The organism is Micromonospora sp. NPDC049559, assembly GCF_040676675.1.
Classification (GTDB): Bacteria; Actinomycetota; Actinomycetes; order Mycobacteriales; family Micromonosporaceae; genus JBFAPK01.
In genome coordinates, this window is sequence record NZ_JBFAPK010000004.1 from 1 (window position 1) to 24,013 (window position 24,013).

General features: G+C 74.0%; 17 protein-coding genes and 1 pseudogene. 9 read left to right on the forward strand and 9 right to left on the reverse strand.

The genetic code is table 11. The annotated features are described in order from the left end of the window. Positions 1 to 233: glycogen/starch synthase (locus AB0J86_RS07265; RefSeq protein WP_363853908.1), on the reverse strand; the 233-nt coding region annotated here is incomplete at its 3' end. Between the two features lie 382 nt (positions 234 to 615). Here AB0J86_RS07265 and glgX point away from each other — a divergent pair. The 3 genes from glgX (at position 616) to treZ (ending at position 7,015) form a co-directional block, all read left to right on the forward strand. Further along, positions 616 to 2,733, forward strand: a complete 2,118-nt coding sequence (gene glgX / locus AB0J86_RS07270; protein WP_363853911.1) for a glycogen debranching protein GlgX — start codon at positions 616 to 618, stop codon at positions 2,731 to 2,733. A gap of 1 nt (position 2,734) precedes the next feature. Continuing rightward, positions 2,735 to 5,143: a malto-oligosyltrehalose synthase gene (gene treY, locus AB0J86_RS07275; protein ID WP_363853914.1), complete on the forward strand. Its 2,409-nt coding sequence runs from the start codon at positions 2,735 to 2,737 to the stop codon at positions 5,141 to 5,143. A gap of 138 nt (positions 5,144 to 5,281) precedes the next feature. Beyond that, the gene (gene treZ, locus AB0J86_RS07280) at positions 5,282 to 7,015 is read left to right on the forward strand and encodes a malto-oligosyltrehalose trehalohydrolase (RefSeq protein ID WP_363853917.1); all 1,734 of its coding nucleotides are present in this window, start codon (positions 5,282 to 5,284) and stop codon (positions 7,013 to 7,015) included. Between the two features lie 31 nt (positions 7,016 to 7,046). Here treZ and AB0J86_RS07285 read toward each other — a convergent pair whose 3' ends face one another. Then, positions 7,047 to 7,931 carry a helix-turn-helix transcriptional regulator gene (locus tag AB0J86_RS07285; RefSeq protein ID WP_363853920.1) on the reverse strand — a complete coding sequence of 295 codons (885 nt, stop codon included), beginning with the start codon at positions 7,929 to 7,931 and terminating at the stop codon, positions 7,047 to 7,049. A 366-nt stretch (positions 7,932 to 8,297) separates the two neighbouring features. Between AB0J86_RS07285 and AB0J86_RS07290 the strand changes: the two genes are divergently transcribed. The 3 genes from AB0J86_RS07290 (at position 8,298) to AB0J86_RS07300 (ending at position 11,511) form a co-directional block, all read left to right on the forward strand. Continuing rightward, positions 8,298 to 9,191, forward strand: a complete 894-nt coding sequence (locus AB0J86_RS07290; protein WP_363853923.1) for an SRPBCC family protein — start codon at positions 8,298 to 8,300, stop codon at positions 9,189 to 9,191. 106 nt (positions 9,192 to 9,297) lie between these two features. Then, positions 9,298 to 10,470, forward strand: coding sequence for a zinc-dependent alcohol dehydrogenase (locus AB0J86_RS07295; RefSeq protein WP_363853926.1), 1,173 nt, complete (start codon positions 9,298 to 9,300; stop codon positions 10,468 to 10,470). 129 nt (positions 10,471 to 10,599) lie between these two features. Further along, a complete protein-coding gene (locus tag AB0J86_RS07300; protein ID WP_363853929.1) occupies positions 10,600 to 11,511 on the forward strand; it encodes a bifunctional 5,10-methylenetetrahydrofolate dehydrogenase/5,10-methenyltetrahydrofolate cyclohydrolase in 912 nt (303 codons plus the stop codon). Here the strand turns inward: AB0J86_RS07300 and AB0J86_RS07305 are convergent. From AB0J86_RS07305 to AB0J86_RS07315, 3 genes are all read right to left on the reverse strand, one after another. Continuing rightward, complete coding sequence (locus AB0J86_RS07305) at positions 11,402 to 12,535, reverse strand: DMT family transporter (RefSeq protein ID WP_363853931.1); 1,134 nt, start codon at positions 12,533 to 12,535, stop codon at positions 11,402 to 11,404. The two genes, AB0J86_RS07300 and AB0J86_RS07305, sit on opposite strands and share 110 nt — an antisense overlap. Before the next feature lie 280 nt (positions 12,536 to 12,815). Beyond that, positions 12,816 to 13,694, reverse strand: a complete 879-nt coding sequence (locus AB0J86_RS07310; protein WP_363853934.1) for an alpha/beta hydrolase — start codon at positions 13,692 to 13,694, stop codon at positions 12,816 to 12,818. A gap of 130 nt (positions 13,695 to 13,824) precedes the next feature. Beyond that, positions 13,825 to 14,367, reverse strand: coding sequence for a hypothetical protein (locus AB0J86_RS07315; protein WP_363853937.1), 543 nt, complete (start codon positions 14,365 to 14,367; stop codon positions 13,825 to 13,827). A gap of 197 nt (positions 14,368 to 14,564) precedes the next feature. On the opposite strand from AB0J86_RS07315, the gene AB0J86_RS07320 reads away from it, so the two are divergent. From AB0J86_RS07320 to AB0J86_RS07330, 3 genes are all read left to right on the forward strand, one after another. Continuing rightward, positions 14,565 to 15,689 carry a Vms1/Ankzf1 family peptidyl-tRNA hydrolase gene (locus AB0J86_RS07320; protein ID WP_363853939.1) on the forward strand — a complete coding sequence of 375 codons (1,125 nt, stop codon included), beginning with the start codon at positions 14,565 to 14,567 and terminating at the stop codon, positions 15,687 to 15,689. Positions 15,690 to 15,891: 202 nt separating this feature from the next. Continuing rightward, the gene (locus AB0J86_RS07325; RefSeq protein WP_363854755.1) at positions 15,892 to 17,298 is read left to right on the forward strand and encodes a hypothetical protein; all 1,407 of its coding nucleotides are present in this window, start codon (positions 15,892 to 15,894) and stop codon (positions 17,296 to 17,298) included. A gap of 304 nt (positions 17,299 to 17,602) precedes the next feature. Continuing rightward, entirely contained in the window at positions 17,603 to 18,751 is a 1,149-nt protein-coding gene (locus tag AB0J86_RS07330; RefSeq protein WP_363853942.1) for a SigB/SigF/SigG family RNA polymerase sigma factor, read from the forward strand. Positions 18,752 to 19,014: 263 nt separating this feature from the next. Here AB0J86_RS07330 and ctaD read toward each other — a convergent pair. From ctaD to AB0J86_RS07350, 4 genes and pseudogenes are all read right to left on the reverse strand, one after another. Next, positions 19,015 to 20,910, reverse strand: a pseudogene (gene ctaD / locus AB0J86_RS07335) (cytochrome c oxidase subunit I); the annotation flags it as partial. A 247-nt stretch (positions 20,911 to 21,157) separates the two neighbouring features. Further along, a complete protein-coding gene (locus tag AB0J86_RS07340) occupies positions 21,158 to 21,622 on the reverse strand; it encodes a DUF4383 domain-containing protein (protein WP_363853945.1) in 465 nt (154 codons plus the stop codon). A gap of 14 nt (positions 21,623 to 21,636) precedes the next feature. Continuing rightward, positions 21,637 to 22,857 (reverse strand): glycosyltransferase, encoded by a 1,221-nt coding sequence (locus AB0J86_RS07345; protein WP_363853947.1) that lies wholly within the window; start codon positions 22,855 to 22,857, stop codon positions 21,637 to 21,639. A gap of 13 nt (positions 22,858 to 22,870) precedes the next feature. After that, positions 22,871 to 23,851 (reverse strand): glucosyl-3-phosphoglycerate synthase, encoded by a 981-nt coding sequence (locus AB0J86_RS07350; protein WP_363853950.1) that lies wholly within the window; start codon positions 23,849 to 23,851, stop codon positions 22,871 to 22,873. Positions 23,852 to 24,013 lie beyond the last annotated feature (162 nt).

Here is a 24,013-nt window from a genome sequence, read left to right on the forward strand (position 1 = left end):
CCGGCGGCGGCGAGGCTGGTGGCGAGGGCGTGTACGTGGCGTCCGAGTCCGCCGACGAGTACGGGCGGGTACTCCCAGGAGAGCATCAGCACCCGGCGCTTGCCGTCCTCGGACCCGCCCGGCAGGGGCGGCAGACCGTGGTGGGACCGGGAGGTGGGGATGGGGCGGCAGGCGGTGCCGTCCGGGTTGATCGAGGCGCTTACGGGGTGGTCACCGACCCGTCGGGTCGTCACAGGCGTGTCTCCATCCAGGCAGGGGTTTACGCGCCGGCAGCAGCGACGGCGGAACAGGGGGTAAGGGGTGGCCGAGAGACCGGGCTGGTGCGCCCGCCGCGGTGCCCCCGCGTCGCGCGCCCACTCAAGGAAAAGGTATGTGGGCGGCGGTTGCATCCCGGAAAAGGCCAAAGTGACCGAAGACACCTGGACGCCCCGCGCGCTGGACGGGCGGGGCGGAAGGCGGCCGGAAAGGATGGATTGAAGCCGGCGCCGGCGGGGCATATCCGGCGGGCGCCGCCGGCCTCCGCCCGCCGTCGGACCGGGCCTCCGGCACTACCCGGGGGCCGGCCGGGCCCGGGGAGGGGCCGGCCGGGCGAGGAGACCGGAACGAGGGAGCGGCATGCAGGTCTGGCCAGGTGAGCGCTATCCGCTGGGTGCGACGTACGACGGGACCGGCACCAACTTCGCGATCTTCTCCGAGGTGGCCGAGGCGGTGGACCTCTGCCTCTTCGACGAGTGGGACCTCGGGGCGGAGCGCCGGGTCCGGCTCCAGGAGGTCGACGCCTACGTGTGGCACGCGTACCTGCCCGGGGTCGGGCCGGGGCAGCGGTACGGGTTCCGGGTGCACGGCCCGTACGACCCCGGGCAGGGGCTGCGCTGCAACCCGAACAAGCTGCTGCTCGACCCGTACGCCAAGGCGATCGACGGCGACGTGGTCTGGGACCCGGCGGTCTACGGCTACGAGCTGGGCGACCCGGACCGGATGTCCACGGCCGACTCGGCCCCGTACGTGCCAAAGGCGGTCGTGGTCAACCCGTACTTCGACTGGGGCAACGACAGGCCGCCGCGGATCCCGTACCACCGTTCCGTGATCTACGAGGCGCACGTGAAGGGGCTGACCAAGCGGCACCCCGACATCCCGGAGGAGCTGCGCGGCACGTACGCCGGGATCGGCCACCCGGCCATGGTCGAGCACCTGACCCGGCTCGGCGTGACCGCGCTGGAGCTGATGCCGGTGCACCAGTTCGTGCACGACCACCGCCTCGCCGACCTCGGGCTGAGCAACTACTGGGGCTACAACACGATCGGTTTCTTCGCCCCGTACCACGGCTACTCCGCCACCGGGCGGCTCGGCCAGCAGGCCCAGGAGTTCCGGGGCATGGTCAAGGCGCTGCACGCCGCCGGGATCGAGGTGATCCTGGACGTGGTCTACAACCACACCGCGGAGGGCAACCACCTCGGCCCGACGCTGGGCTTCCGGGGCATCGACAACGCCGCCTACTACCGGCTCTCGGAGGAGGACCGGCGCTACTACGTCGACTACACCGGCACCGGCAACAGCCTGAACATGCGCAGCCCCCAGGCGCTCCAGCTGATCATGGATTCGCTGCGCTACTGGGTGCAGGAGATGCACGTCGACGGCTTCCGCTTCGACCTGGCCGCGACCCTGGCCCGCGAGTTCTACGAGGTCGACCGCCTCTCCACCTTCTTCGAGGTGGTCCAGCAGGACCCGGTGGTCAGTCAGGCGAAGCTGATCGCCGAGCCGTGGGACGTCGGACCCGGCGGCTACCAGGTCGGCAACTTCCCGCCGCTGTGGACCGAGTGGAACGGCAAGTTCCGCGACACCGTCCGCGACTTCTGGCGCGGCGAGCCGGCAACCCTGGCCGAGTTCGCCTCGCGGATCTCCGGCTCCGCCGACCTCTACCAGGACGACGGCCGCCGCCCGTTCCACAGCATCAACTTCGTCACCTGCCACGACGGCTTCACCCTGGCCGACCTGGTCTCGTACAACGACAAGCACAACGAGGCCAACGGCGAGGAGAACCGGGACGGCGAGGGCTACAACCGGTCCTGGAACTGCGGGGTCGAGGGGGAGACCGACGACGCGGAGGTGCTCGCCCTGCGGGCCCGCCAGCGCCGCAACTTCCTCGCCACCCTGCTGCTTTCGCAGGGCGTACCGATGCTCGGGCACGGCGACGAGCTGGGGCGTACCCAGCACGGCAACAACAACGCCTACTGCCACGACAGCGAGCTGACCTGGGTGGACTGGGAGCGTACCGACGAGCAGCTGCTCGACTTCGTCCGTACGCTCACCGAGTTCCGGGCCCGGCACCGGGTCTTCCAGCGGCGCCGCTTCTTCACCGGCCTGACGGTGGAGACCCGGCACGCCGGTGCCCCCCTGCCAGACCTGGCCTGGTTCACCCCGGACGGGCGGGAGATGACCGGGGACGACTGGGGCAACGACTTCGGCCGGGCCGTGATGCTCTTCGTCAACGGGGAGGGGATTCGCGAGCGCGGCCAGTACGGCCAGCGCCACGTCGACTCGTCCTTCCTGCTCTGCTTCAACGCCCACGACGCCCCGCTGGACTTCGTGGTCCCGGCCGGCGAGTACGGCCAGAAGTGGGAGCGGGTGATCAGCACCGCGGAGCCGGGTCCGGAGGACGCCCGGGTGGTCGCCGCCGGCGCCGGCATCCGGGTGCCGGACCGCTCGCTGCTGGTCCTGGAGAGGACGGTGTGAGGTGACCGGTCCTGAAGCCGCGGCGGGCGCCCCGCCGGGTGGTCCGCACCCGGCGACGCCCACCCCGCCGGACGCTCCCAAGCCGGCGACGCCCACCCCGCCGGGCGGTCGGCACCCGGCGGCGGGCCGGGGAGTTCCGGTCCGCGCCACCTACCGGGTGCAGGTGCGGCCCGGCTTCGACCTGGACGCCACCGCCGGCCTCGCCGAATACCTCGCCGACCTCGGGGTGAGCCACCTCTACAGCGCCCCGCTGCTGACCGCCACCCCCGGCTCGGCCCACGGCTACGACGTCGTCGACCACCGCGCCGTCAACCCCGAGCTGGGCGGCGAACCGGCCCGGCGGCGCCTGGTGGCGGCCCTGGCCGGGGCGGGACTCGGCCTGGTCGTCGACATCGTGCCGAACCACGCCGGGGTGGCCGTACCGGCGGCGAACCCGGCCTGGTGGGACGTGTTGCGCCGGGGACGCGGGTCGGCGTACGCGCACTGGTTCGACATCGACTGGTCCCGGGGGCGGCTGCTGATCCCCGTACTGGCCGACGACCCGGGGGCGCTGGACGACCTCAAGGTCGTCGAGGGCGAGCTGCGCTACCACGAGCACCGCTTCCCGCTGGCCGAGGGGACCGGCGACGGTACCGCCCGCGAGGTGCACGACCGGCAGCACTACGAGCTGATCTCGTGGCGGCGCGGCGACGCCGAGCTGACGTACCGGCGCTTCTTCGCCGTCTCGGACCTGGCCGGGCTGCGGGTGGAGGACCCCGAGGTCTTCGCGGCGACCCACGCCGAGGTGCTGCGCTGGGTGGCGGCCGGCGAGGTCGACGGCATCCGGGTCGACCATCCCGACGGGCTGCGCGACCCCGCCGGCTACCTGGACCGGCTGCGCGCCGCCGCCCCGTCGGCCTGGCTGGTGGTGGAGAAGATCCTGGAGTACGGCGAGGAGCTGCCGGACTGGCCGGTCGACGGCACCACCGGGTACGACGCCCTCGCACAGGTCGGCGGCCTCTTCGTCGACCCCTCGGCCGAGGCCGCCTTCACCGCCCTGGACACCCGGATCTGCGGCCGGCCCACCTCCTGGCCCGAGCTGACCCGCCGGACCAAGCTCTGGGCCGCCACCCGGCTGCTCGCGGCCGAGCTGGCCCGGCTGGCCCGGCTCGCGCCGGAGCTCGACGGCCCGGTGGCGAGCGCGGCCCTGGCCGAGCTGGCCGCCAACTTCCCCGTCTACCGGGGCTATCCGCCGCACGGGTCCCGCCACCTGGCCCGCGCCCGCGCCGAGGCCGGCCGTCGCCGCCCCGACCTCGTCGTCGCGCTGGACGCGCTCGTCGCCCGGCTGCGCGACCCCGCCGACGAGCTGTCCCGGCGGTTCCCGCAGTTCACCGGCGCGGTGATGGCCAAGGGGGTGGAGGACACCGCGTACTACCGGTGGAGCCGGTTCGTGGCGCTCAACGAGGTCGGCGGCGCGCCGGCCCGGTTCGGCGTACCGGTCGAGGAGTTCCACCGGGCCGCCGCCGCCCGGCTCACCCGCTTGCCGACCGGCATGACCACGCTCGCCACCCACGACACCAAGCGCGGCGAGGACGTCCGGGCCCGGCTCGCGGTCCTGGCCGAGCTGCCGGACACCTGGTCCACGGCGGTACGCCGCTGGCTGGCCGCCGCGCCGCTGCCGAACCCGGCGTTCGCGCACCTGCTCTGGCAGACCGTGGTGGGGGTCTGGCCGATCGAGCGGGACCGGCTGCACGCCTACGTGGAGAAGGCGGCCCGGGAGGCGGCGGACGCGACGAGCTGGGCCGATCCGGACGTGGCGTACGAGCGGGCGCTGCACGCCGTGGTCGACCGGCTGTACGACGACGAGTGGCTCCACGCCGAGGTGACCCGCTTCGCCGCCGCGCTCACCCCGTACGGCTGGTCCAACTCGCTCGGGCAGAAGCTGGTGCAGCTGACCATGCCCGGCGTGCCGGACACGTACCAGGGGACCGAGCTGTGGGACAACTCCCTGGTGGACCCGGACAACCGCCGCCCGGTCGACTTCACCGCCCGGCGGGAGCTGCTGCGCCGCCTCGACGACGGCTGGCTGCCGCCGATGGACGCGACCGGCGCGGCGAAGCTGCTCGTCGTCTCCCGGGCGCTGCGGCTGCGCCGGGACCGGCCCGAGCTCTTCACCGGGTACCGGCCGGTGCCGGCGCACGGCCCGGCCGCCGAGCACGTGGTCGCCTTCGACCGGGGCGGCGCCATCACCGTCGCCACCAGGCTGCCCGTGCGGCTGGCCCGCTCCGGTGGCTGGCGCGGCACCTCGCTGTCACTGCCCGTTAACGATGTGACCGAGGTGTTCACCGGGAAGGTCTACAGTGATTCTCGGCTCTCCGTGGCTGACCTGCTCGATCGATATCCGGTCGCGCTGCTCGTACCGACCAACTGACCGTCGCCGGACATGACCCAGCGTGACAAGAACCGGGCAACCCCCGGGATGGCCCGGACCATCGGGCAACCGAGCAAGCCCGTCCATCGGGAAACCGCGAAGACCCGCGGAGGCAGTGTGCGCCACGAGGAGAGGCCGATGACCGAGTTCGCCGTCTGGGCGCCCGAGGCGGGCCGGGTGCGGCTGCGGCTGGCGGACGGGCCGGACCGCGAGATGACCGGGGACGGGGACGGCTGGTGGCGTGCCACGGTCGCCGGCGCCGGTCCCGGCACCGACTACTGGTTCCTGCTCGACGACGACGACCGCCCGCTGCCCGACCCGCGCTCGGCCTGGCAGCCGGCCGGCGTGCACGGCCCGAGCCGGGTCTACGACCACGGCGCCTTCGCCTGGACCGACCAGGGCTGGACGGGGCGCCAACTGCCCGGCAGCGTCCTCTACGAGCTGCACGTCGGCACCTTCACCCCGGGCGGCACCTTCGACTCGGCCATCGAGCGCCTCGACCACCTGGTCGAACTCGGCGTCGACCTGGTCGAGCTGCTGCCGGTCAACGCCTTCAACGGGGCACACAACTGGGGGTACGACGGCGTCTGCTGGTTCGCCCCGCACGAGGCGTACGGCGGTCCCGACGGCCTGAAACGGTTCGTCGACGCGGCACACGGCCGCGGGTTGGGGGTGGTGCTCGACGTCGTCTACAACCATTTCGGGCCCTCCGGGGCCTACGCGCCGCTGTTCGGGCCGTACCTGGCCGACGGCAGCAACGCGTGGGGCCGGTCGGTCAACCTCGACGGCCCGCACTCCGACGAGGTACGCCGCTACGTCGTGGACAGCGTGCTGGCGTGGCTGCGCGACTACCACGTCGACGGACTGCGGCTGGACGCCGTGCACGCGCTGGTCGACCGCCGGGCCGTACCGCTGCTGGAGGAGTTGGCGGTCGAGGTGGAGAACCTCTCCACCCACCTGGGCCGGCCGCTGTCGCTGATCGCCGAGTCGGACCTCAACGACCCCCGGTTGATCACTCCGCGCGAGGCGGGCGGGCTGGGCCTGGACGCGCAGTGGAACGACGACGCCCACCACGCGCTGCACACCCTGCTCACCGGCGAGCGGCAGGGCTACTACGCCGACTTCGGCTCGATGCAGTGCCTCTCCGACGTGCTCACCGGCGCGTTCTTCCACGCCGGCACCTGGTCCAGCTTCCGGGGCCGTACCCACGGCCGGCCGGTCGACCGGCAGCGCACGGCGGGGCACCGTTTCGTGGCGTACCTGCAGAACCACGACCAGATCGGCAACCGGGCCCGGGGCGACCGCATCTCGGCGACGCTCTCGCCGGGGCTGCTGCGGGTGGGCGCGACCCTGCTGCTGACCGCGCCGTTCACCCCGATGCTCTTCATGGGCGAGGAGTGGGGCGCCAGCACGCCCTGGCAGTTCTTCACCAGCCACCCGGAGCCGGAACTCGCCAGCGCCGTGGCCGACGGGCGGCGGCGGGAGTTCGCGGCGCACGGGTGGCCGCCCGGCGAGGTGCCGGACCCGCAGGACCCGGAGACCTTCGTCCGGTCCCGGCTGGACTGGGCCGAGCGGGACCGGCCCGGTCACCGCGAGACGCTGGACTTCTACCGCCGGTTGATCGCCCTGCGCAAGCGCCGCCCCGAGCTGTCCGACCCCCGGCTCGACCGGGTCGAGGTCTCCCACGGCGACCACTTCGTGCTGGTACGCCGCGGCCGCTGCCTGGTCGCCGCGAACCTGGCCGGCAAGCCGCAGCGGATCACCGTGCCGGACGTGGTCCGTTCGGTGCTGCTCGCCACCGGCGACGGCGTGACGGTGATGCGCGACGGACTGGAGCTGCCGGCCGAGTCCGCGGCCGTGGTCGCCGTCTGACCCGCGCCGCCGGTCGGGGCGCCGGGCCGGACTACCGCTCGTCGAGGCTGCTGCTCTGCTCGGGCCGGGTGGCCGGCGCCCGCTCGGGCCGCTCGGTGCTGGCGGTCAGGCTGGCCAGCAGGGCCAGCGAGTCCGCGCTGTGGCTGCCGGGCTCAGCGTGCAGGGCGACCAGCACGAGCCCGTCGGTACCGTCGACGGTCAGCCGCTCCCCGCGCAGCTGCAACGGCCCGACCTGCGGATGCTCCAACCGGCTGACCCGGGCGCGCTTGCGGCGTACGTCGTGTCGGGCCCAGAGCCGCCGGAAGCGCTCGCTGTGCAGGGAGAGCTCGCCGACCAGTTCGACCAGTCGCGGATCGTCGAGGTCGGTGCCGACCAGGGCGCGCAGCGCCGCCACGCCCTCTTCGGCGGCCAGCTCGTGGTCCAGGTGCAGTTTCCGCGCCTCGGGATCGAGGAACGCCGACCGCAGCAGGTTCGACCCGGGGGAGTAGCTGGGCGACAGCGCCACCGCCAGCCGGTTCGCGGCGACGACGTCCATGAACCGGTTCTGGACGTACGCGGGAGTGGTGTGCCATTCCGCGATGAGCTGGGCGATGCCGGGCGGTACCCGGTCGGTCCGCGTGGTCGCGCGCCGCCGGGGCGCCGGTCGGGCCAGCTGGTGCAGGTACGCGGTGGCGTCGGCGTCGAGCTGCAACGCGCGGGCGATGGCGTCCAGCACCTGCGCGGAGGGGTGCTGGTCGCGGCCCTGCTCCAGGCGCAGGTAGTAGTCGCCGCTGATGCCGGCCAGCAGGGCCAGCTCCTCGCGCCGCAGCCCGGGCACCCGGCGCCGCCCCAGGTTCGGCAGGCCGACGTCCTCGGGCCGTACCAGTTCGCGGCGGGCCCGCAGGTAGTCGCCCAGGCGGTTGGCGCTGCCGTCCATGCGTCAACCCTAGTCGCGGCGGCGCCCCGCAACCTGGTCCCGCCGACCCCAGGACCGCCGGGACCCGCCGGTGCCCGCCGTCCGCCGGCCCCGCCGGTTCGCTGGTTCGCTGGTTCGGACTTCGGCCCGTGGCGCAGCGGCTACCGTGAGTCGTTGTAGTGCTCATCGTGGCTGGTGGGAGCCGTGATCGTCGGCCGCTCCCCGGGCGGCGCGCGCCGGGTTGCGCTCCGGGTGGCGTCCGCCGCGCCGCGGGGGCTGCCCGCTGCTTCGACGGTAGGTGAGGGGACCACGGTGGAGGGGAAGCGGAAATCGGCGCGGCAATCCGCGCAGGGGACGCTGGCGGCCGGGACCGGCGGGACCGCGGCGATGCTGCTGCCGCGCGCGCTGGGGGCGCTCAGCCTCGGACTCGGGGCGGCCCTGCTCGCGAGGCCGGGAATGGCTCGCGAACTCGCCGGCGCCGAGCGGTCGGTCGTGGCGCCGCTGGTGATCCGTGGCGTGGCCGCCCGCGAACTGCTCCACGCGGCGGGCCTGCTCGCCAGCCGCCAACCGGCCGGCTGGGTCTGGAGCCGGGTGGCCGGCGACGCCATGGACCTCGCTCTCATGGGCCGGGCCGCGCTGAACCTCCGGGGCGACCGCCGGCACCGCGCCCTGATGACCACGGGCGCGCTCGCCGGCATCGCGCTCGTCGACCTCGCGGTTGCCGTCTACACCGGCCGGGTGATGATCGCCCGACGACGGGCGATAAGCCTCCGCGGGTCCATCACGATCAACAAGCCCAGCCAGGAGGTCTACCGGTTCTGGCGGGACTTCGGCAACCTGCCGCGCTTCATGTACCACCTCGAGTCGGTGAGCAGCGACGGCGACGGCCGGTCGCACTGGCGGGCCAGGGGGCCGGCCGGGATCGGGGTGGAGTGGGACGCCGAGATCACCGAGGAGCAGCCGAACCGGATGATCGCCTGGCGCTCGACGGACGGTACGAAGGTGCCGAACTCGGGCCGGGTCAGGTTCCTCCCCACCCCGGACGGGCGGGCCACCGAGGTACGGGTGGAGCTGGACTACGCCCCGCCGGCCGGGCGCGTCGGCAAGCTGGCCGCCAAGCTCTTCGGGGAGAACCCGGAGCAGCAGGTCAAGGACGACCTGCGGCGCTTCAAGCAGGTGATCGAGACCGGCGAGGTGGTGCGCTCGGAGGGCAGCCCGGACGGGCTCAGCCTCCGGCAGCAGCTGATGCAGCGGCCGGCCCGCCCGCTGGGGGCCCGGTGAGCGGCCGGCGGCCGGTGGCCGGTCCCGCGCCGTCCGCCGCCGGCCGCGCCGTACCCGGAGTGGAACCGACGAGGGGCCCGCGAGCGCCGCGGCCGAAGGGGGAACGATGAGGGCGAACTGCTGGATGGGCCGGAACAGCGTCAAGGTCGAGGAGGTACCCGAGCCCACGATCATGAATGCCCGGGACGCGATCGTGCGGATCACCAGTACCGCGGTCTGCGGCTCGGACCTGCACCTCGTCGACGGGTACATCCCCACCATGAAGAAGGGCGACGTGCTCGGCCACGAGTTCATGGGCGACGTCGTCGAGGTCGGCCGCGAGGTGCGCAACCTGCGGATCGGCGACCGGGTGGTGGTGCCCTTCCCGATCTCCTGCGGTCGGTGCGGGGCCTGCGAGCGCGGCCTCTACTCGGTCTGCGAGAACTCCAACCCCAACGCCGGGCTGGCCGAGCACCTGTTCGGACACTCACCCGCGGGAATCTTCGGCTACTCGCACCTGCTCGGCGGGTACGCCGGCGGCCAGGCCGAGTACGCCCGGGTCCCGTTCGCCGACGTCGGACCGATCAAGATCGAGGACGACCTGCCCGACGAGAAGGTCCTCTTCCTCTCCGACATCTTCCCCACCGCCTGGATGGGCGCCGAGATGTGTGAGATCAGGGGCGGGGAGACCATCGCGGTCTGGGGCGCCGGTCCCGTCGGGCAGCTCGCCGTACGCAGCGCCTACCTGATGGGCGCCGAGCGGGTGATCTGCATCGACCGCTTCCCGTACCGGCTCCAGTTGGCGCGGGACCGGGCCGGCGCCGAGATCATCAACTACGAGGAGACCGACGTCCTGGAGGCGCTCAACGAGATGACCGCCGGCCGGGGGCCGGATGCCTGCATCGACGCGGTCGGCAGCGAGGCGCACCACCCCTCCGGCCCGCTGCACGCGTACGACCGCAGCAAGCAGGCGGTACGCCTGGAGACCGACCGCCCGGTGGCGCTCCGCGAGGCGATCATGAGCTGCCGCAACGGCGGCATCGTCTCGGTCATCGGCGCGTACGGCGGCTTCGTGGACAAGTTCCCGATGGGCTCGCTGATGAACCGCTCGCTGACCCTGCGCAGCGGCCAGTGCCACGTGCAGCGGTACACCCGGCCGCTGCTGGACCGCATTCGCCGTGGCGAGATCGACCCGAGCTTCGTGATCACCCACCGGATGCGGCTGGACGAGGCGCCGCAGGCGTACGACATCTTCAAGCACAAGCAGGACGAGTGCGTCAAGGTCGTGCTGACCGTGTGACCGGGTAGGGTGTGGGGGCGCGGCCGTGACTGGCGTCGGGTGGAGCACCACCGGGGAGCGGCCCGCTCCGGGTAACCGTCGCCGTCCGCCTGGGCGTCGGGACTTCTGCGCCGAGAGGTTGGCAGCCCCGTGACCAGTCCCACCACGCCCACCGCCGCACCGACCACCGCTCGCCTGCTGCCCGGCGGCCCGGTCGCCGAGGCCGTCTTCGCCGACGTCGCCACCCGGGTGGCCGCGCTGCGCCGGGCCGGCATCGTGCCCAGCCTGGCGACCGTCCTGGTCGGCGACGACCCGGCCAGCGCCGGCTACATCAGGATGAAGCAGCAGCGCGCCGCCGAGCTGGGGTTCGCCTCCCCGCACGTGCACCTGGACGCCGGCGCCGGCCAGGCCGAGCTGCGCGACGCGATCGCCCGCCTCAACGCGGACCCGGCCGTGCACGCGCTGCTCGTGCAGCACCCCACCCCGCCGGGCATCGACTACGCCGAGGCGCTGCTCGACGTCGACCCGGACAAGGACGTCGACGGGCTGCACCCGCTCAACCTGGGCCGGCTCGCCGCAGGACTGCCCGGTCCGGTGCCCTGCACGCCGGCCGGCATCGAGGCGCTGCTGGCCCACTACGAGATCCCGGTCGCCGGCCGCGACGTGGTCGTCCTCGGCCGGGGCACCACGCTGGGCCGGCCGCTGGCCCTGCTGCTCGGCCAGAAGCGCCCGACCGCCGACGCGGCGGTGACCGTGGTGCACAGCGACGTACCCGGTTGGGAGCGGCACACCCGACGCGCCGACATCGTTGTCGCCGCGGCCGGCGTACCGGGGATCGTGCGCCCGGAGCACCTGCGGCCCGGCGCCGTGGCGATCGGCGGCGGCGTCCGCTACGAGGGCCGCCGGCTCCTGCCCGACCTGGACGAGTCCTGCGCCGAGGTCGCCGGGGCGATCACCCCACGCGTCGGCGGCGTCGGCCCCACGACCGTCGCCATGCTGTTTCGCAACGCCGTCGAACTGGCCGAACGAGCCGCCGCCCGACGCCACCCCGGCCCCGCCTGACCCGCCCGTCCGCGCCGGCCGGCCCCGTGGCGCGGGCCGGCGCGTCGCCGGGGCGGTTCGCGGCGGGACCGGCGCCCCGGTACGCGGGCTGCGGTTCGAGCGCGGTCACGCCCGCCCGTACCGACGGCACCCGCGCGCCACGGCTGCGGCGCGCCCGCCCGGGCGCCGGTGCCTGCCGCGGCTCCGCCAGCAGCACCACCCCCCAGGCCGCGACGGTGGCGCAGACCAGCGCGACGGCCGCACCCCAGAGCCCGCCAGCGGTCCGCTCGCCGAGCACCACGAGCGCGATCACGACCGACGCCACCGGGTTCGCCAGCGTCTGCGTGGCCAGCGGGGCGCCCAACCCCGAGTCCCGGTAGGCGAGCTGCGACAGCAGCAGCCCGGCACTGGCCATCCCGGCCAGCGCCAGCGTGAGCGGCGAGACCAGCCCGACCGGGCCGTCCGCCGTGACCTGTTCGGTCAGCGGCTCGGTCAGCGCGGACGCCACCGCGAAGGCGATGCCGGACGCCACCGCCGCCAGTACGCTGCGCGGGGCTGGCCGGTCGCTGAGCCGCAGGGCCAGCGCCAGCCCGAGGATGACCACGGTCGCCGCGCCGGTGACCGCCATCGCCTCGCCCGGGTCCAGCCCCTGCTCGTCGGCGCCCGGCACGGTCAGCCCGAGCACCACCGCCAGCCCGGCCACCGTGGCCACGGCCCCCCACCACTGGCGCCTCGTGGCGCGCCGACCACCCGCCGCCGCGCCCAGCGGCAGCGCGAGGACGAGGGTCAGCGCGCCGAGCGGCTGCACCACCGAGAGCGATCCGTACGCCAGCGCGAGTACGTGCAGCGCGCCGCCCGCCCCGTTGCAGGCGACCGAGATCCACCAGCGGTAGGTGGCCAGGAATCCGAAGACCTGCGCCCGTCCCGCCCCCGTGCCGGTCGAACCGGTCTGCGCGGCGGCCAGCCGCTCCTGCATCACCGCGCCCGCCGCGTACGCCGCCGCCGACGCTATCGCCAGCGAGAGCGCCAGCGGTAGGCCGTTCACGGTCGACCCCGGCCGCGCCGGAATTCCGTCATGTACCGATGATCGGACATCGCGGTGCGTTTGGCGTCCATCTCGGGGCGGGATCACATCTACGTCCCCGGACGTACGCCCGGCGGAGGTCTCGTGCCTGGGATTGACCCGTCAACCCCGAGATCGGCCATTGTCAACCCTGAGCTTTCCCGGTGATCGACCCCGAGGAATCCTCATCCGGCGCCCCTCGTCCGGCGCCCCTCGTCCGGCGCCCCTCGTCCGGCGCCCCCTCACCCGGCGTCCCCGAGGGTCACCCACCGGCGGGTTCGGCGGCCAGGAAGGCGGTGAGTTCCCGGGCGAGCTGCTCGGGGGCCTCCTCGGCGACGTGGTGGCCGCTGTCCAGCGCCACCTCCCGTACGTCGTCGGCCCAGTCCCGCCAGATCGCCGCCGCGTCGCCGTAGAGTTCGGCCATGTCGTCCCGGGTGGCCCAGCCGAACAGCACCGGACAGGTGATCCGCCGGCCGGCGGCCCGGTCGGCGTCGTCGGCGGCCCGGTCCGGCCCCAGCCCGGCCCGGTAGTCCTCGCACATCGCGTGCACGGTGGCCGGGTCGTGGATGGCCCGCCGGTAGTCCTCGTACGCCTCGGCGCCCATCCGCTCGGGGCTGCCGCCGTACCAGGCGTCGGGGTCCGCGTTGATCACGCGCTCGGCGGGCTTGTCCAGCTGCCCCAGGAAGAACCAGTGCCACCAGCGGGCGGCGAACCGGCTGTCGCAGCGAGCCAGGGCCTCGCCGATGGGTACCCCGTCCAGCACGGCGAGGTGGGTGACCCGGTCGGGATGGTCGAGGGCGGTGCGCTGGGCCACGTACGCGCCACGGTCGTGCCCGACCACCGCGAACCGCCGGTGCCCGAGCCGCTCCATCAGGGCCACCAGGTCCCGGGCCATCGCGCGCTTGGCGTACGGGGCGTGGTCCGGTGTGGTCGGCGGCTTGCCGGACTGGCCGTAGCCGCGCAGGTCGGGGCAGACCACGCGGTGCCCGGACGCGACGAGCAGTGGGGCGACCCGGTGCCAGGTCGCGTGGGTACGGGGGTGGCCGTGCACCAGCACCACCGGCGGCCCGTCGCCGCCGTACCGTACCCGCAGCCGTACCTCTCCGACGTCGACGTGCGTCAGCGTGAATCCCTCGAACATGACCACCTGCCGTGCCCAGTCCCGGCGGCCGGCAAACCCGGCCGGGTCGCGGCGTGGATCTAGGGCAAATCGCGGTGATTGGAGATCAAACAGCGGGGATTTGCCCTAGATCGACGACCGGGGGCGGGGGTCAGGTGACGACGGTGCAGGCCGCCACGACGCCGAGCAGGACCAGCCCGAGCAGCGCCTGCAGCAGCAGCGGGGGGCCGAGGTGCGACCAGACGGTGGGCGGGCGCGGGGTGAGCAGCTGGCCCGTGGTGATGTTGACGATCCGCTCCACCCGGGGGGCGAGGTCGCTGTCGCGCTGCGGGCGTACCGTCACCTGCACGTGGTCGGCGGGTTCCAGCGCGCTCTGCGGCAGGTGGCCGTGGATCTCCATCTCGCAGAGGACCCCGCTCGTGTCCCGGATGCGCAGCGGGGTGACCAGGAACTCCGGCCCCTTGCGCAGCTCCTTGAGCTTGCGCCGGCCGCCGCCGCTGGTGCCGGAGCGCAGCAGCGCGAGGACGAGCACGCTGAGCAGCCGGGCCACGCCGGCGGCGCTGAGCACCGCGAAGAGCACCGGCTGACCCACCTTGAGTTCGCGTGAGTAGCCCTCCATCAGCCGGACCACCCGGCCGGTGACGATCGGTCCGGGGCGGTGTGCCACCCGCTCGGGAAACAGGTCCCTGTCCATGATTCACCACCGAGTGTCCGGTTCGCTTCACGCATTGTATCGGTGATCTGTGATGAGTCGAGGAGTCCGCGGCGCCGACTTCCGTCCCGGGCGTGTCGCGGCGCCCGCGCGCCGGCCGGGGTGCGCGCCGGCCGGGGGTGACATCCGGGTCAGCGGGGGTATGGGGAAGGTGACCCGTCAGAAGGGGGACGCGCGCCATGCAACTGTCGTTCCTGCGTCCGATATACGCCCGGCCGGGCCCGTGGGCCTCGATCTACCTCGACGCCTCCCGGGACACCGAGACCTCCCGCCCGGAGGTCGGCCTGCGGTGGCGGGCGCTGCAGGAGACCCTGATCGAGCAGGGGGCCGACCGGGAGACCATCGGCGCGCTCGACGCGGCGGTACGCGGGCACGACCCGCTGGCCGGCGACTACGGGATGGCCGCGTTCGCGACCGCGGGGCAGGTGGTCCTCACCGAGTACCTCTCCGCTCCGCCGATGAAGGACCTCGCCGCGTACGGGCCGGTGCCGCACGCGATGCCGCTGGTCGCCCAGCGCCGCGAGGAGGTCCCCTGGGTGCGGGTGGTGGCCGACCGGACCGGGGCGGACGTGGACGCGGTCGACGTGGGTGGGGTCTCCCGGCACGCGCTGGTCCGCGGCGGCAACCAGTACCCCATCCGTCGGGTCAAGGCCGGCTCCTGGTCCCAGCCGCACTACCAGAAGGCGGCGATGATGGCCTGGAAGCACAACGCCGGTGACGCGGCCGCGGCGACGGCGGAGCTGGCCGAGGCGGTCGGCGCCGAGGTCGTGATCGTGGCCGGCGACGTCCGGGCCGCCAACATGCTCGCCGCGCGGCTGCCCGAGCGGTGGCAGGACCGGGTGGTGCAGACCGACGCCGGCGCGCGCACGGCCGGCGCCAAGCCGGACGCGCTGGACGACGTGACGGTGCAGGCGATCGCGGAGGTCGCCGCCGAACACGCGGGCGTCACGCTGGACAAGTTCGGCATGCAGCAGAACGTGGGCGCGGGCCTCGACGCGTCCGTGGCGGCGCTGCAACGCGGCCAGGTCGACACGATGCTGCTGGTGGACGACCCGTCCTCGACCGAGCAGCTCTGGATCGGCCCGGACCCGACGGACATCGCCACCACCGCCGAGGAGCTCACCGCGCTCGCCGTGGCCGACCCGATCCGGGTACGCGCCGACGCGGCGCTGGTCCGCGCGCTGGTCGGTACCGACGCGGGGATCACCGTACTCACCCCGGAGGAGGCGCCCGAGCTGGCCGACGGCGTGGGCGTGGTGCTGCGGTACGTGGACGCGAGCACCCCCGCGGGCGGGGACGGGTGAACCCCGCCAGACAGAGTCCACTTTCCTGTGGCGAAGGGCCCTTCCCGCCGTTTCCGGTGGGACCGGGGCCCTTCGCCGCACCGTGCTCCCGGCCTCGGATTGCTCGCGCCCGGTTGGTCCGGCCCCGTTTGAACCCGTACCGGACGGGAAGCCGGGCCGCGGTGGTCGAGCGGGACGAGGGAAGGTGGGTCCGGTGCGCGAGATGCAGGAGTGGGTGGCCGGCAGCGCTGCCGCCGTACCCGATCCGGCCCGCGTGGTCTCACCGGACAGCCCGGTGCGGGTGCTGCTCGCCGCGGCGGCCCGGGCGCTGCGCGGCGAGGACTGTGCCGACCTGGGCCACCAGCCGGTGCTGAACCGGTTCCGGGGCGCGCCCGAGCCGGTACGCCGCGCCGCGGTGGCCCGCGCCGGCGGGCGCGCGGCGCTCTCGCCCGAGCAGGCCGCCGGGGTCGACGCGGAGCGCGTGGCGCGGTGGATGGTCGAGCAGTACCCGTTCCGCTCCTACCCGGCCGTGGTGGTCGGCTCGCCGCACGCGGGCGCGGTGCACCTGGCCACCGCGATGGGGGTGCCGTGGTTGCCGGCCGCCTTCGACGTGGTGGTGCACTGGCCGGGCGGGGCGGTGGACGACCCGCGCGCCGCGCTGGGGCACGGCGGTCGGGTGACGGCCCGGCTGCTCGCGGGCAATCCCGACGTCAGCGTCCGGCAGGTGCACGACCCGGCCAGCCGGGGGGTGCTGGCCGGGGCGACGGTCTCGCTGGTGGTGCGCTGGCGGCGGCTGCCCGACGCGTACCGGGAGTTCCTCGGTACCCACCTGGCCGGGGGCGCGCCGGTGCTGCTGCTGCGCGACGCGCGTACCTGGCCGGTGCTGCACCCGTCCGAGGGGCACAGCTTCCAGGTGGGCGGTCCCCGCAGCGGCCTGGAGCCGGGGGACTTCCACGCCGGCAGCGAGCCGCTGGCGGAGATGCTGCGGGGCGCGGGCGGCGACGAGGCGCGCTGGAACCCGCCCGACGACGCCTGCCCGCAGGGCTACGCCGAGCACGCGGTGGAGCCCGGCTTCGAGGGGAGCCTGCGGGCCTGGGCCAAGGCCGTCGGCAGCCAGCTGCACCGGGTGCTCTTCCCCGGACCGGAGGCGCTGAGCGCCGCCACCGCCGACGTCTACCGGGGCTGGCTGCGCGGTGCCGGCAAGACGGGGGACCGGTGCGTGGTGGAGTGCGGCCGGCTGATCGACCCGTGGCAGGTGGTCCGGGCCGGGCTGGTGCCGTACTGGTGCGAGAACGCGACCCGGCGCAGCGTGGCCGGCGCGGAGTGGTGGCTCGCCGGCAGCAGCCCCTTCACCTCCGTGGACGTGCTGCCCGAGTCGCCCGGGATGCAGTCGCCGGGGCTGGCCGGGCTGCCGCAGTGGCTCGCGGTCGCGTCGTTCGGGCGGCGCCGGCGGGCCGTGGACCGGATGGCCGCGCGGGGGTACCCGGTGACGCCGGCGTCGACGCGCCGGGCCACCGAGGTGCTGCGCGGGCAGCCGTACGACCTGCCCACCCCGGCCCCGCTGCGGGCGGCGGACGCGCTGGCGTGGCTGCGCGACAGCGGTACCGCCCAGGGGCTGCTGGTCTGCTGAGCCCGCGTACCACGGGCGGGGTGTGAGGATCGCTCGACCGCAGCCGGCGAAACGGCCCCGAGAAAGCGCCCCGCCGTGATTGAGTACCTACAGAGCGGGAACATGGCTGGCTGCAACGGTTAGAGCACGCTATGTGATGACGGCGCATCTTCGTCGTCGGAAATTCCGGTCACAAAATTCGCTTCCGGCCCGGTTCCGTGCGCTCACCATGCCCAAAACCGACCGGCCGCCCACCAACCGGAGTGGGCGGGACGGGAGCAAACTGCCGCCATCCGGGCGGGGGACCTTCCTGAGGGAGGCGCGGATGTTCGGACAGATCAGCACAACCACCACAGCACCGACCGAGCGAGGGCTGGAGGACCTGGACGCCGCCGCGTTGGCGTACGCCGCGCGGATCGCCGGGCTGCCGCCGGAACGCCGCCAGGAGGCGCGTGACGACCTGGTGCGCTTCGCGCTGCCCTTCGCCGGCCGGCTGGCCCGGCGGTACCGGGGGCGCGGCGAGCCGCTGGAGGACCTCGAACAGGTCGCCCGGCTGGGCCTGGTCAACGCCGTCGACCGGTACGACCCGGAACGCGGCTCGTTCACCGCGTACGCCGCCATCACGATCGTCGGCGAGATCAAACGGCACTTCCGGGACCGGACCTGGGGGGTGCACGTACCCCGCCGGCTGCGGGACCTGATCCTCGAGGTGGGGCAGGCCACGGCCGCGCTGACCAGCGAACTGTCCCGTACGCCCACCGTGGCCGAGCTCTCCGAGCGGCTGGAGACCCCGGAGGAGGAGATCCTCGCGGCGCTGGAGTCGGCCGCAGGGTACAGCCCCGCCTCGCTGAACGCGCCGGTCGGCGGGGAGAGTTCGGCCGAGTTCGGCGACCTGGTCGGCGAATCGGACAACGCGCTGGAATCGGTCGACGACCGGGTGACCGTGAGCGGGCTGCTGGGCCGGCTGCCGTGGCGGGAGCGGCGGATCCTGGCGATGCGCTTCTACGGCAACCAGACGCAGGCCGAGATCGCCGCGCGCTTCGGCATCTCGCAGATGCACGTCTCCCGCCTGCTCTCCCGGGCGTTGACCTGGCTGCGGCAGGCGATGCTCGCCGACGGGCCGTCCGCCTGGCAGGCCGGCGGCGCCGACGCCGAGGCGCAGCGCGTCCGCGTCTCCGCACGCCGCTCGGCCGGCCGGGTCACCGTGACGGTCGCCGGCGAGGTCGAGCGGGAGCCGGCCGCCGACCAGCTGCGCCGCGCCGTCGTCGACGCGGTCACCACCGGCCAGCCCACCGAGGTGGTGGTCGACCTGGCCGAGGTGACCGCGATGGACGCGGTCGGCGTCGCCGCGCTGCTGGCCGGCCGGGACGCGGCGCTGCGCGCGGGCGTCCCGCTGCGGCTGTCCCGGGCCCAGTCCGCCGTGCAGCAGTCGCTGACCGCGGCCGGTCTGGCCCCACTGCGCCAGCAGCACTGACGGCCGCCGCACTACCGCTCTTCCTCGGGCCGGCGGCGCTCGCGTTCGCCCTCGCCGTGGCCCGCGCCGTTGCCGGGCTCGGTCCGCGCGCCGCCCGGCTCGGTACCGCCGCCGGCTTCCGCCGTGCCACCGCCGCGGGCTTCTGGCGTCCCGTCGCCGGGCTCCGTCCGGTCGTGGTTGCGGCGTCCGGTACGCCAGCGGCGGTTGGCCCGCCCGCCACGGTCGCGCTCCAGCCGGGTCTCCGCGGCGTCCGGCCGGGCGGCCTCGAAGCTCGGCCGGCGGATCTCCTCCGGTTCCGGCACGGAGATCGGCCGGGCCCCCGACTCGGGGGCGGGGTGGTGGGCGACGGCGCCCCGTGCCCCGTGCGCGCCCTCGGGGGCGGGCGCCTCCGGGGGCTGCGGCGGCCGGTGCAGCTCCTCGCGGATCTCCTGGGGCGGGCGGGTCGAGCGTTGCGGCAGGTCACGACCGAGGTCGGCGACGAGCGGACCGTACTTGGCGTCGAAGGCGGGGCGCTCGGAGCGGATCCGCGGCATCTTGTCGAAGTTGCGCAGCGGGGGCGGGCAGGTGGTGGCCCATTCGAGTGAGTTGCCGTAGCCCCAGGGGTCGTTGACCGAGACCGCCGGCCCGAACCGCCAGCTCTTCCAGACGTTGTAGATGAAGAAGAGCGTGGAGGCGCCGAGGACGAACGAGCCGATGGTGGAGACCGTGTTCAGGTTGGTGAAGTCGTCGGACGCCAGGTAGTTGGCGTACCGCCGGGGCATGCCCATCGTGCCGAGCCAGTGCTGCACCAGGAACGTGGTGTGGAAGCCGATGAACATGGTCCAGAAGTGGGCGTGGCCGAGCCGCTCGTCGAGCATCCGCCCGGTCGCCTTGGGGAACCAGAAGTAGACCCCGGCGAAGGCGGCGAAGACGATGGTGCCGAAGAGCACGTAGTGGAAGTGGGCCACCACGAAGTACGTGTCCGAGACGTGGAAGTCGGCCGGCGGGCTGGCCAGCAGTACTCCGGTCAGCCCGCCGAGCAGGAAGGTGACCAGGAAGCCGACCGCGAAGAGCATCGGGGTCTCGAAGGTGAGCTGACCCTTCCACATCGTGCCGATCCAGTTGAAGAACTTCACCCCGGTCGGCACCGCGATCAGGTAGCTCAGGATGCTGAAGAACGGCAGTAGCACCTGCCCGGTGACGAACATGTGGTGCGCCCAGACGGTCATCGACAGGAAGGTGATCGCGAGCGTGGCCGCGACCAGGCCCTTGTACCCGAAGATCGGCTTGCGGGAGAAGACCGGGATGACCTCGGTGATGATGCCGAAGAAGGGCAGCGCCACGATGTAGACCTCGGGATGCCCGAAGAACCAGAAGAGGTGCTGCCAGAGCAGCGGTCCCGCGGCGACCGGGTCGTAGACGTGCGCGCCGATCAACCGGTCCGCGGCGAGCGCGAGCAGCGCGGCGGCGAGCAGCGGGAAGACCAGCACCACCAGCAGGCTGGTGAGCAGCATGTTCCAGGTGAAGATCGGCATCCGGAACATGGTCATCCCGGGCGCCCGGAGGGTCAGGATCGTCGTGATCAGGTTGACCGCGCCGAGGATCGTACCGAGGCCGGAGATGACCAGCCCGATCACCCACATGTTCGCCCCGACGCCCGGGCTGTGCGACTGGCCGCTCAGCGGGGTGTACGCGGTCCAGCCGAAGTCCGCCGAGCCGCCCGGGGTGAAGAAGCCGGCCACGACCAGGCCGCCGCCGAAGAGGAAGAACCAGTACGCCAGCGCGTTCAGCCGGGGGAAGGCCACGTCCGGCGCCCCGATCTGCAGGGGCACGACGAAGTTCGCGAAGGCGAACGCCAGCGGCGTGGCGAAGAGCAGCAACATCAGCGTGCCGTGCGCCGTGAAGAGCTGGTTGTACTGCTCGGGCGAGAGGAACTGCATCCCCGGCCGGGCCAGCTCGGCGCGCATCAGCATCGCCATCACCCCGGCGATGATGAAGAACCCGAAGGCGGTGACGCCGTAGAGGATGCCGATCTGCTTGGCGTCGGTGGTGCGCAGCAGCCGCCACAGGGTGTTGCCCGGGATCGCCGACCGTACCGGTCCGGGATAGCCGCCGAACCGGGCCGGCGCGACGATCGCCGGGCCCCGGTCGCGCGGCTCCGTGGTCACCCGCTTCGGCATCGACCTCACCCCGTCACAACTCGCGAATCAACCGCTCCGAACCGCGCGCACGCGGAAGGGACGGCTGGGCTACCCGGTCTCGGGATGTCGAAACCAGGCCACGACGGGAAATTCCGGCCGGTCGGGCCGGTCGGTCACCGAGGGCCCAGTCCCACCCATACGGGAGCTTCCACCGGCCCGCTCGCCCCGGTTCGCGGCCCGGGCCGGGCCGGTCACCCGGGTCCGGCCGCCGTCCGGCGCGGGCCGGTCAGTCGGCCGGGACGCGGCCCCGGGGGGTGACCGCGCCGGCGGCCACCATCAGCGCGCCCAGGCCCAGGTGCAGCCAGCCGGCGGCGGCGTTGACCGGCAGGAGGTCGCGCGCGCCGGGCTGCCCGACGGGGGCCCCGAACAGCGACACGACCAGGTAGAGGGCTCCACCGCCGACCAGGAAGGTCCGCGCGCCCACGATCGTGCGAGACATGGCCAGACCGGCCAGACCGAACAGCAGGTGTACGAGGTTGAGCAGCACCGAGATCTGGAAGACGCCGAACAGCCGGGCGCTGGAGCCGTACCCGACCAGCCGCAGCGCCTCATGGTGCACCGTGACCTGCGGTACGAACCCGAGCGCCCCGACGACCAGGAAGAAGAGGCCGACCACCGTCCCGGCCGCCCGTACCGGGGAGCGGCGCGGGACCGCCCTGCCCCGGGTAAGCCCGCGCGCGCCGGCACCCACCGCCCGCCGCCCGCTCAGCGGCCCTCGGCGACCGGGCCCCCGGCGGCACCACCGTCGACGGCGATGCCACCGGCGAACGCCGGCTCGGCGGGGCGTGCCGTTCCCGGCAGCCGCCGCACCCGCTCGTACAGCTCGACGTAGCGCTGCGCCATGATCGCCGGGGCGAAGCGCAGAGACGCCTCCAGCCGGCACTCGGCGCCGTCGAGCAGCCCCGCCGCCGGTACCAGGTCGGCCAGTTCCGCCTCGTCGTCGGTGAGCAGGCCGGTGCGGCCGTGCTCGATCAGCTCGGGCAGGCAGCCCCGACCGATCCCCACCACCGGCGTACCCAGCGCCAGCGACTCGACCACCGCCGTGCCGCCCGGCTCCTCCCAGCAGAGCGGGAAGAGCGACGCCCGGGCGCCGGCCACCAGGTCGTCGCGGGCCGACCCGGCGACCGTACCGATCCAGCGCACCCGTACGCCGTCGACGTAGGGCGCCACCCGCTCGTACCAGTACCGCACGTCGGGGTTCTGCCGCGCGGCCTCGCCGGCGGCGGCCAGCTCCTCCGGCCGGTGGTACGGCCCGACCGGTCCCGCCAGCACCAGCGGGAACCCGGCCCGCTGTGCCACCCGGGCGCCGAGGTCCTGTCCCTTGCCGGGCGTGATCCGGCCCAGGATCACCACGTGCTCGCCGCGCTCGACCGGTGCCCGGCGCCGCGCGGTGTCCGCCAGCGGCGTGGCGAGGTGGACGTGGCCGACGGTGTGTTCGCGCAGCGCCCGTGGCGCGCGGGCCAGCTGGGACGCGGAGACGCCGTTGACGCGTACCCGGTCCCCGCCGTCGATCCGGCCGTAGAGGTCGGGGTGTTTGCCGAGGTCCCAGTGCAGGGTGTGCAGCACCGGCGGGGCGCCCTCGCCCATCGCCGCGAGCGTGGCGAGCCCGACGGCCTCCACGTGGTCGTGCACCAGGTCGATGTCCGGGCGTTCGCGCAGCGCCCGCACCACCCCGGCCATGTGCGCCTGCGCCACCCCGGACACCTGGTTGTACGGCCGCTGCAACGACTGGAACTGCCCGTCGTCGAAGACCGACAGCCGCTCGTCCACCGGCAGCGCGCTGCTGCCGACGGTGGCCAGCACCACCCGTACGCCGAGCCGGCGCAGCTCGGGCACGAGCGTGGCGACGACGTTCTCGATACCGCCGTAGCCGGGTGGCGGCACCGGCAGCCAGGGTCCGGCGTTCATCAGCACGGTCAGGCTCATGCGCGTCCCCTCCTCACCGCACCGCCGGGATCCCCGGCAGCCGGTCCCGCAGGTCGAGCAGCGGCGGGCGCTCCTGCACGGAGACGTCGCTCACCACCACCTCGCGGTCCAGGTGTGGCAGCGCCTCCGTGCCGCCCCGGCGGAACTGCGTCAGCACCTCGCCGGGCGCGGCCTCCGGTACCGTCCAGCCGCGCCGGGCCAGTCGGGACCAGGCCGTGAGCATGATCTGCGCCGACATCCGGCCCAGCGCCTCCGTGGGCTGGTGCCGGTGCAGCCGCTCGCCGAGATCCACCTGGGTGAGCGCGTCGAGGCCGACCAGCTCCAGCAGGTCGATGAGCATCGCGGTCTCCACGCCGTACCCGGAGACGAACGGGATCCGCTCCAGTACCTCGCGGCGGCCCGCGTACTCGCCGGCAAGCGGCTGCACAAACCCGGACAATTCGGGCCAGAAGAGGTTCAGCATCGGCCGGGCCACCAGCTCGGTGACCCGCCCGCCGCCGTCCGGCTCGACGTCGGTCGCCCCCACCAACGGGCGGTGGTAGAACCCCTTGACGAACGCCACCGACGAGTCCGTCAGCAGCGGCCCCAACAGCCCGGTCACGAAGTGCGGCTGGAACTCCCGCAGGTCGGCGTCGACGAAGGCGACCACGTCGCCCCGGGCCACGGCCAGGCCGGCCCAGAGGGCGTCGCCCTTGCCGTCCATCCGGGGCAGCCCCCGGGTCACCGCGTCCTGGCTGACCACCTCGGCGCCGGCGGCGGCCGCCACGGCGGCCGTGTCGTCGGTCGACCGGGAGTCGACCACGATCAGCTCGTCGACGAGCGGAGCCTGCTCCATCAGGTGCTGGCGGATCGTGGCGACGATCTGCCCGACCGTTGCCTCCTCGTTTCGTGCCGGTACGACCACACTGACCCGATCGTCACCCTTGGCCCGCAGGAGTTCCCGGGTCGTCCACCGGCTGGCCGAGGCGGTGCGGTAGACGGACCAGGCCTCCACGACTGGTGACACGGTCCTTCGCGAGTACCGCACTGGCACACCCCCCGTTGCTCCGACTAGCAGGGTTGCTCCGACTGCGCACCGAGCCGAATTCCCGGGCCCGGGGTACCGCTAACCGGCGCCGCGGCGGCCATCGCCCGGCGCTCGGACCGGCCCTGGTCG

Bases quoted from the DNA above. Each gene is read 5' to 3' on its own strand.
- AB0J86_RS07295 (WP_363853926.1), top strand. From the start codon at position 9,298: ATGAGGGCGAACTGCTGGATGGGCCGGAACAGCGTCAAGGTCGAGGAG.
- AB0J86_RS07290 (WP_363853923.1), top strand. From the start codon at position 8,298: ATGCTGCTGCCGCGCGCGCTGGGGGCGCTCAGCCTCGGACTCGGGGCG.
- AB0J86_RS07315 (WP_363853937.1), bottom strand. From the start codon at position 14,367: ATGGACAGGGACCTGTTTCCCGAGCGGGTGGCACACCGCCCCGGACCG.
- AB0J86_RS07310 (WP_363853934.1), bottom strand. From the start codon at position 13,694: ATGTTCGAGGGATTCACGCTGACGCACGTCGACGTCGGAGAGGTACGG.
- glgX (WP_363853911.1), top strand. From the start codon at position 616: ATGCAGGTCTGGCCAGGTGAGCGCTATCCGCTGGGTGCGACGTACGAC.
- treZ (WP_363853917.1), top strand. From the start codon at position 5,282: ATGACCGAGTTCGCCGTCTGGGCGCCCGAGGCGGGCCGGGTGCGGCTG.
- AB0J86_RS07285 (WP_363853920.1), bottom strand. From the start codon at position 7,931: ATGGACGGCAGCGCCAACCGCCTGGGCGACTACCTGCGGGCCCGCCGC.
- AB0J86_RS07330 (WP_363853942.1), top strand. From the start codon at position 17,603: ATGTTCGGACAGATCAGCACAACCACCACAGCACCGACCGAGCGAGGG.
- AB0J86_RS07325 (WP_363854755.1), top strand. From the start codon at position 15,892: ATGCAGGAGTGGGTGGCCGGCAGCGCTGCCGCCGTACCCGATCCGGCC.
- AB0J86_RS07345 (WP_363853947.1), bottom strand. From the start codon at position 22,857: ATGAGCCTGACCGTGCTGATGAACGCCGGACCCTGGCTGCCGGTGCCG.
- AB0J86_RS07320 (WP_363853939.1), top strand. From the start codon at position 14,565: ATGCAACTGTCGTTCCTGCGTCCGATATACGCCCGGCCGGGCCCGTGG.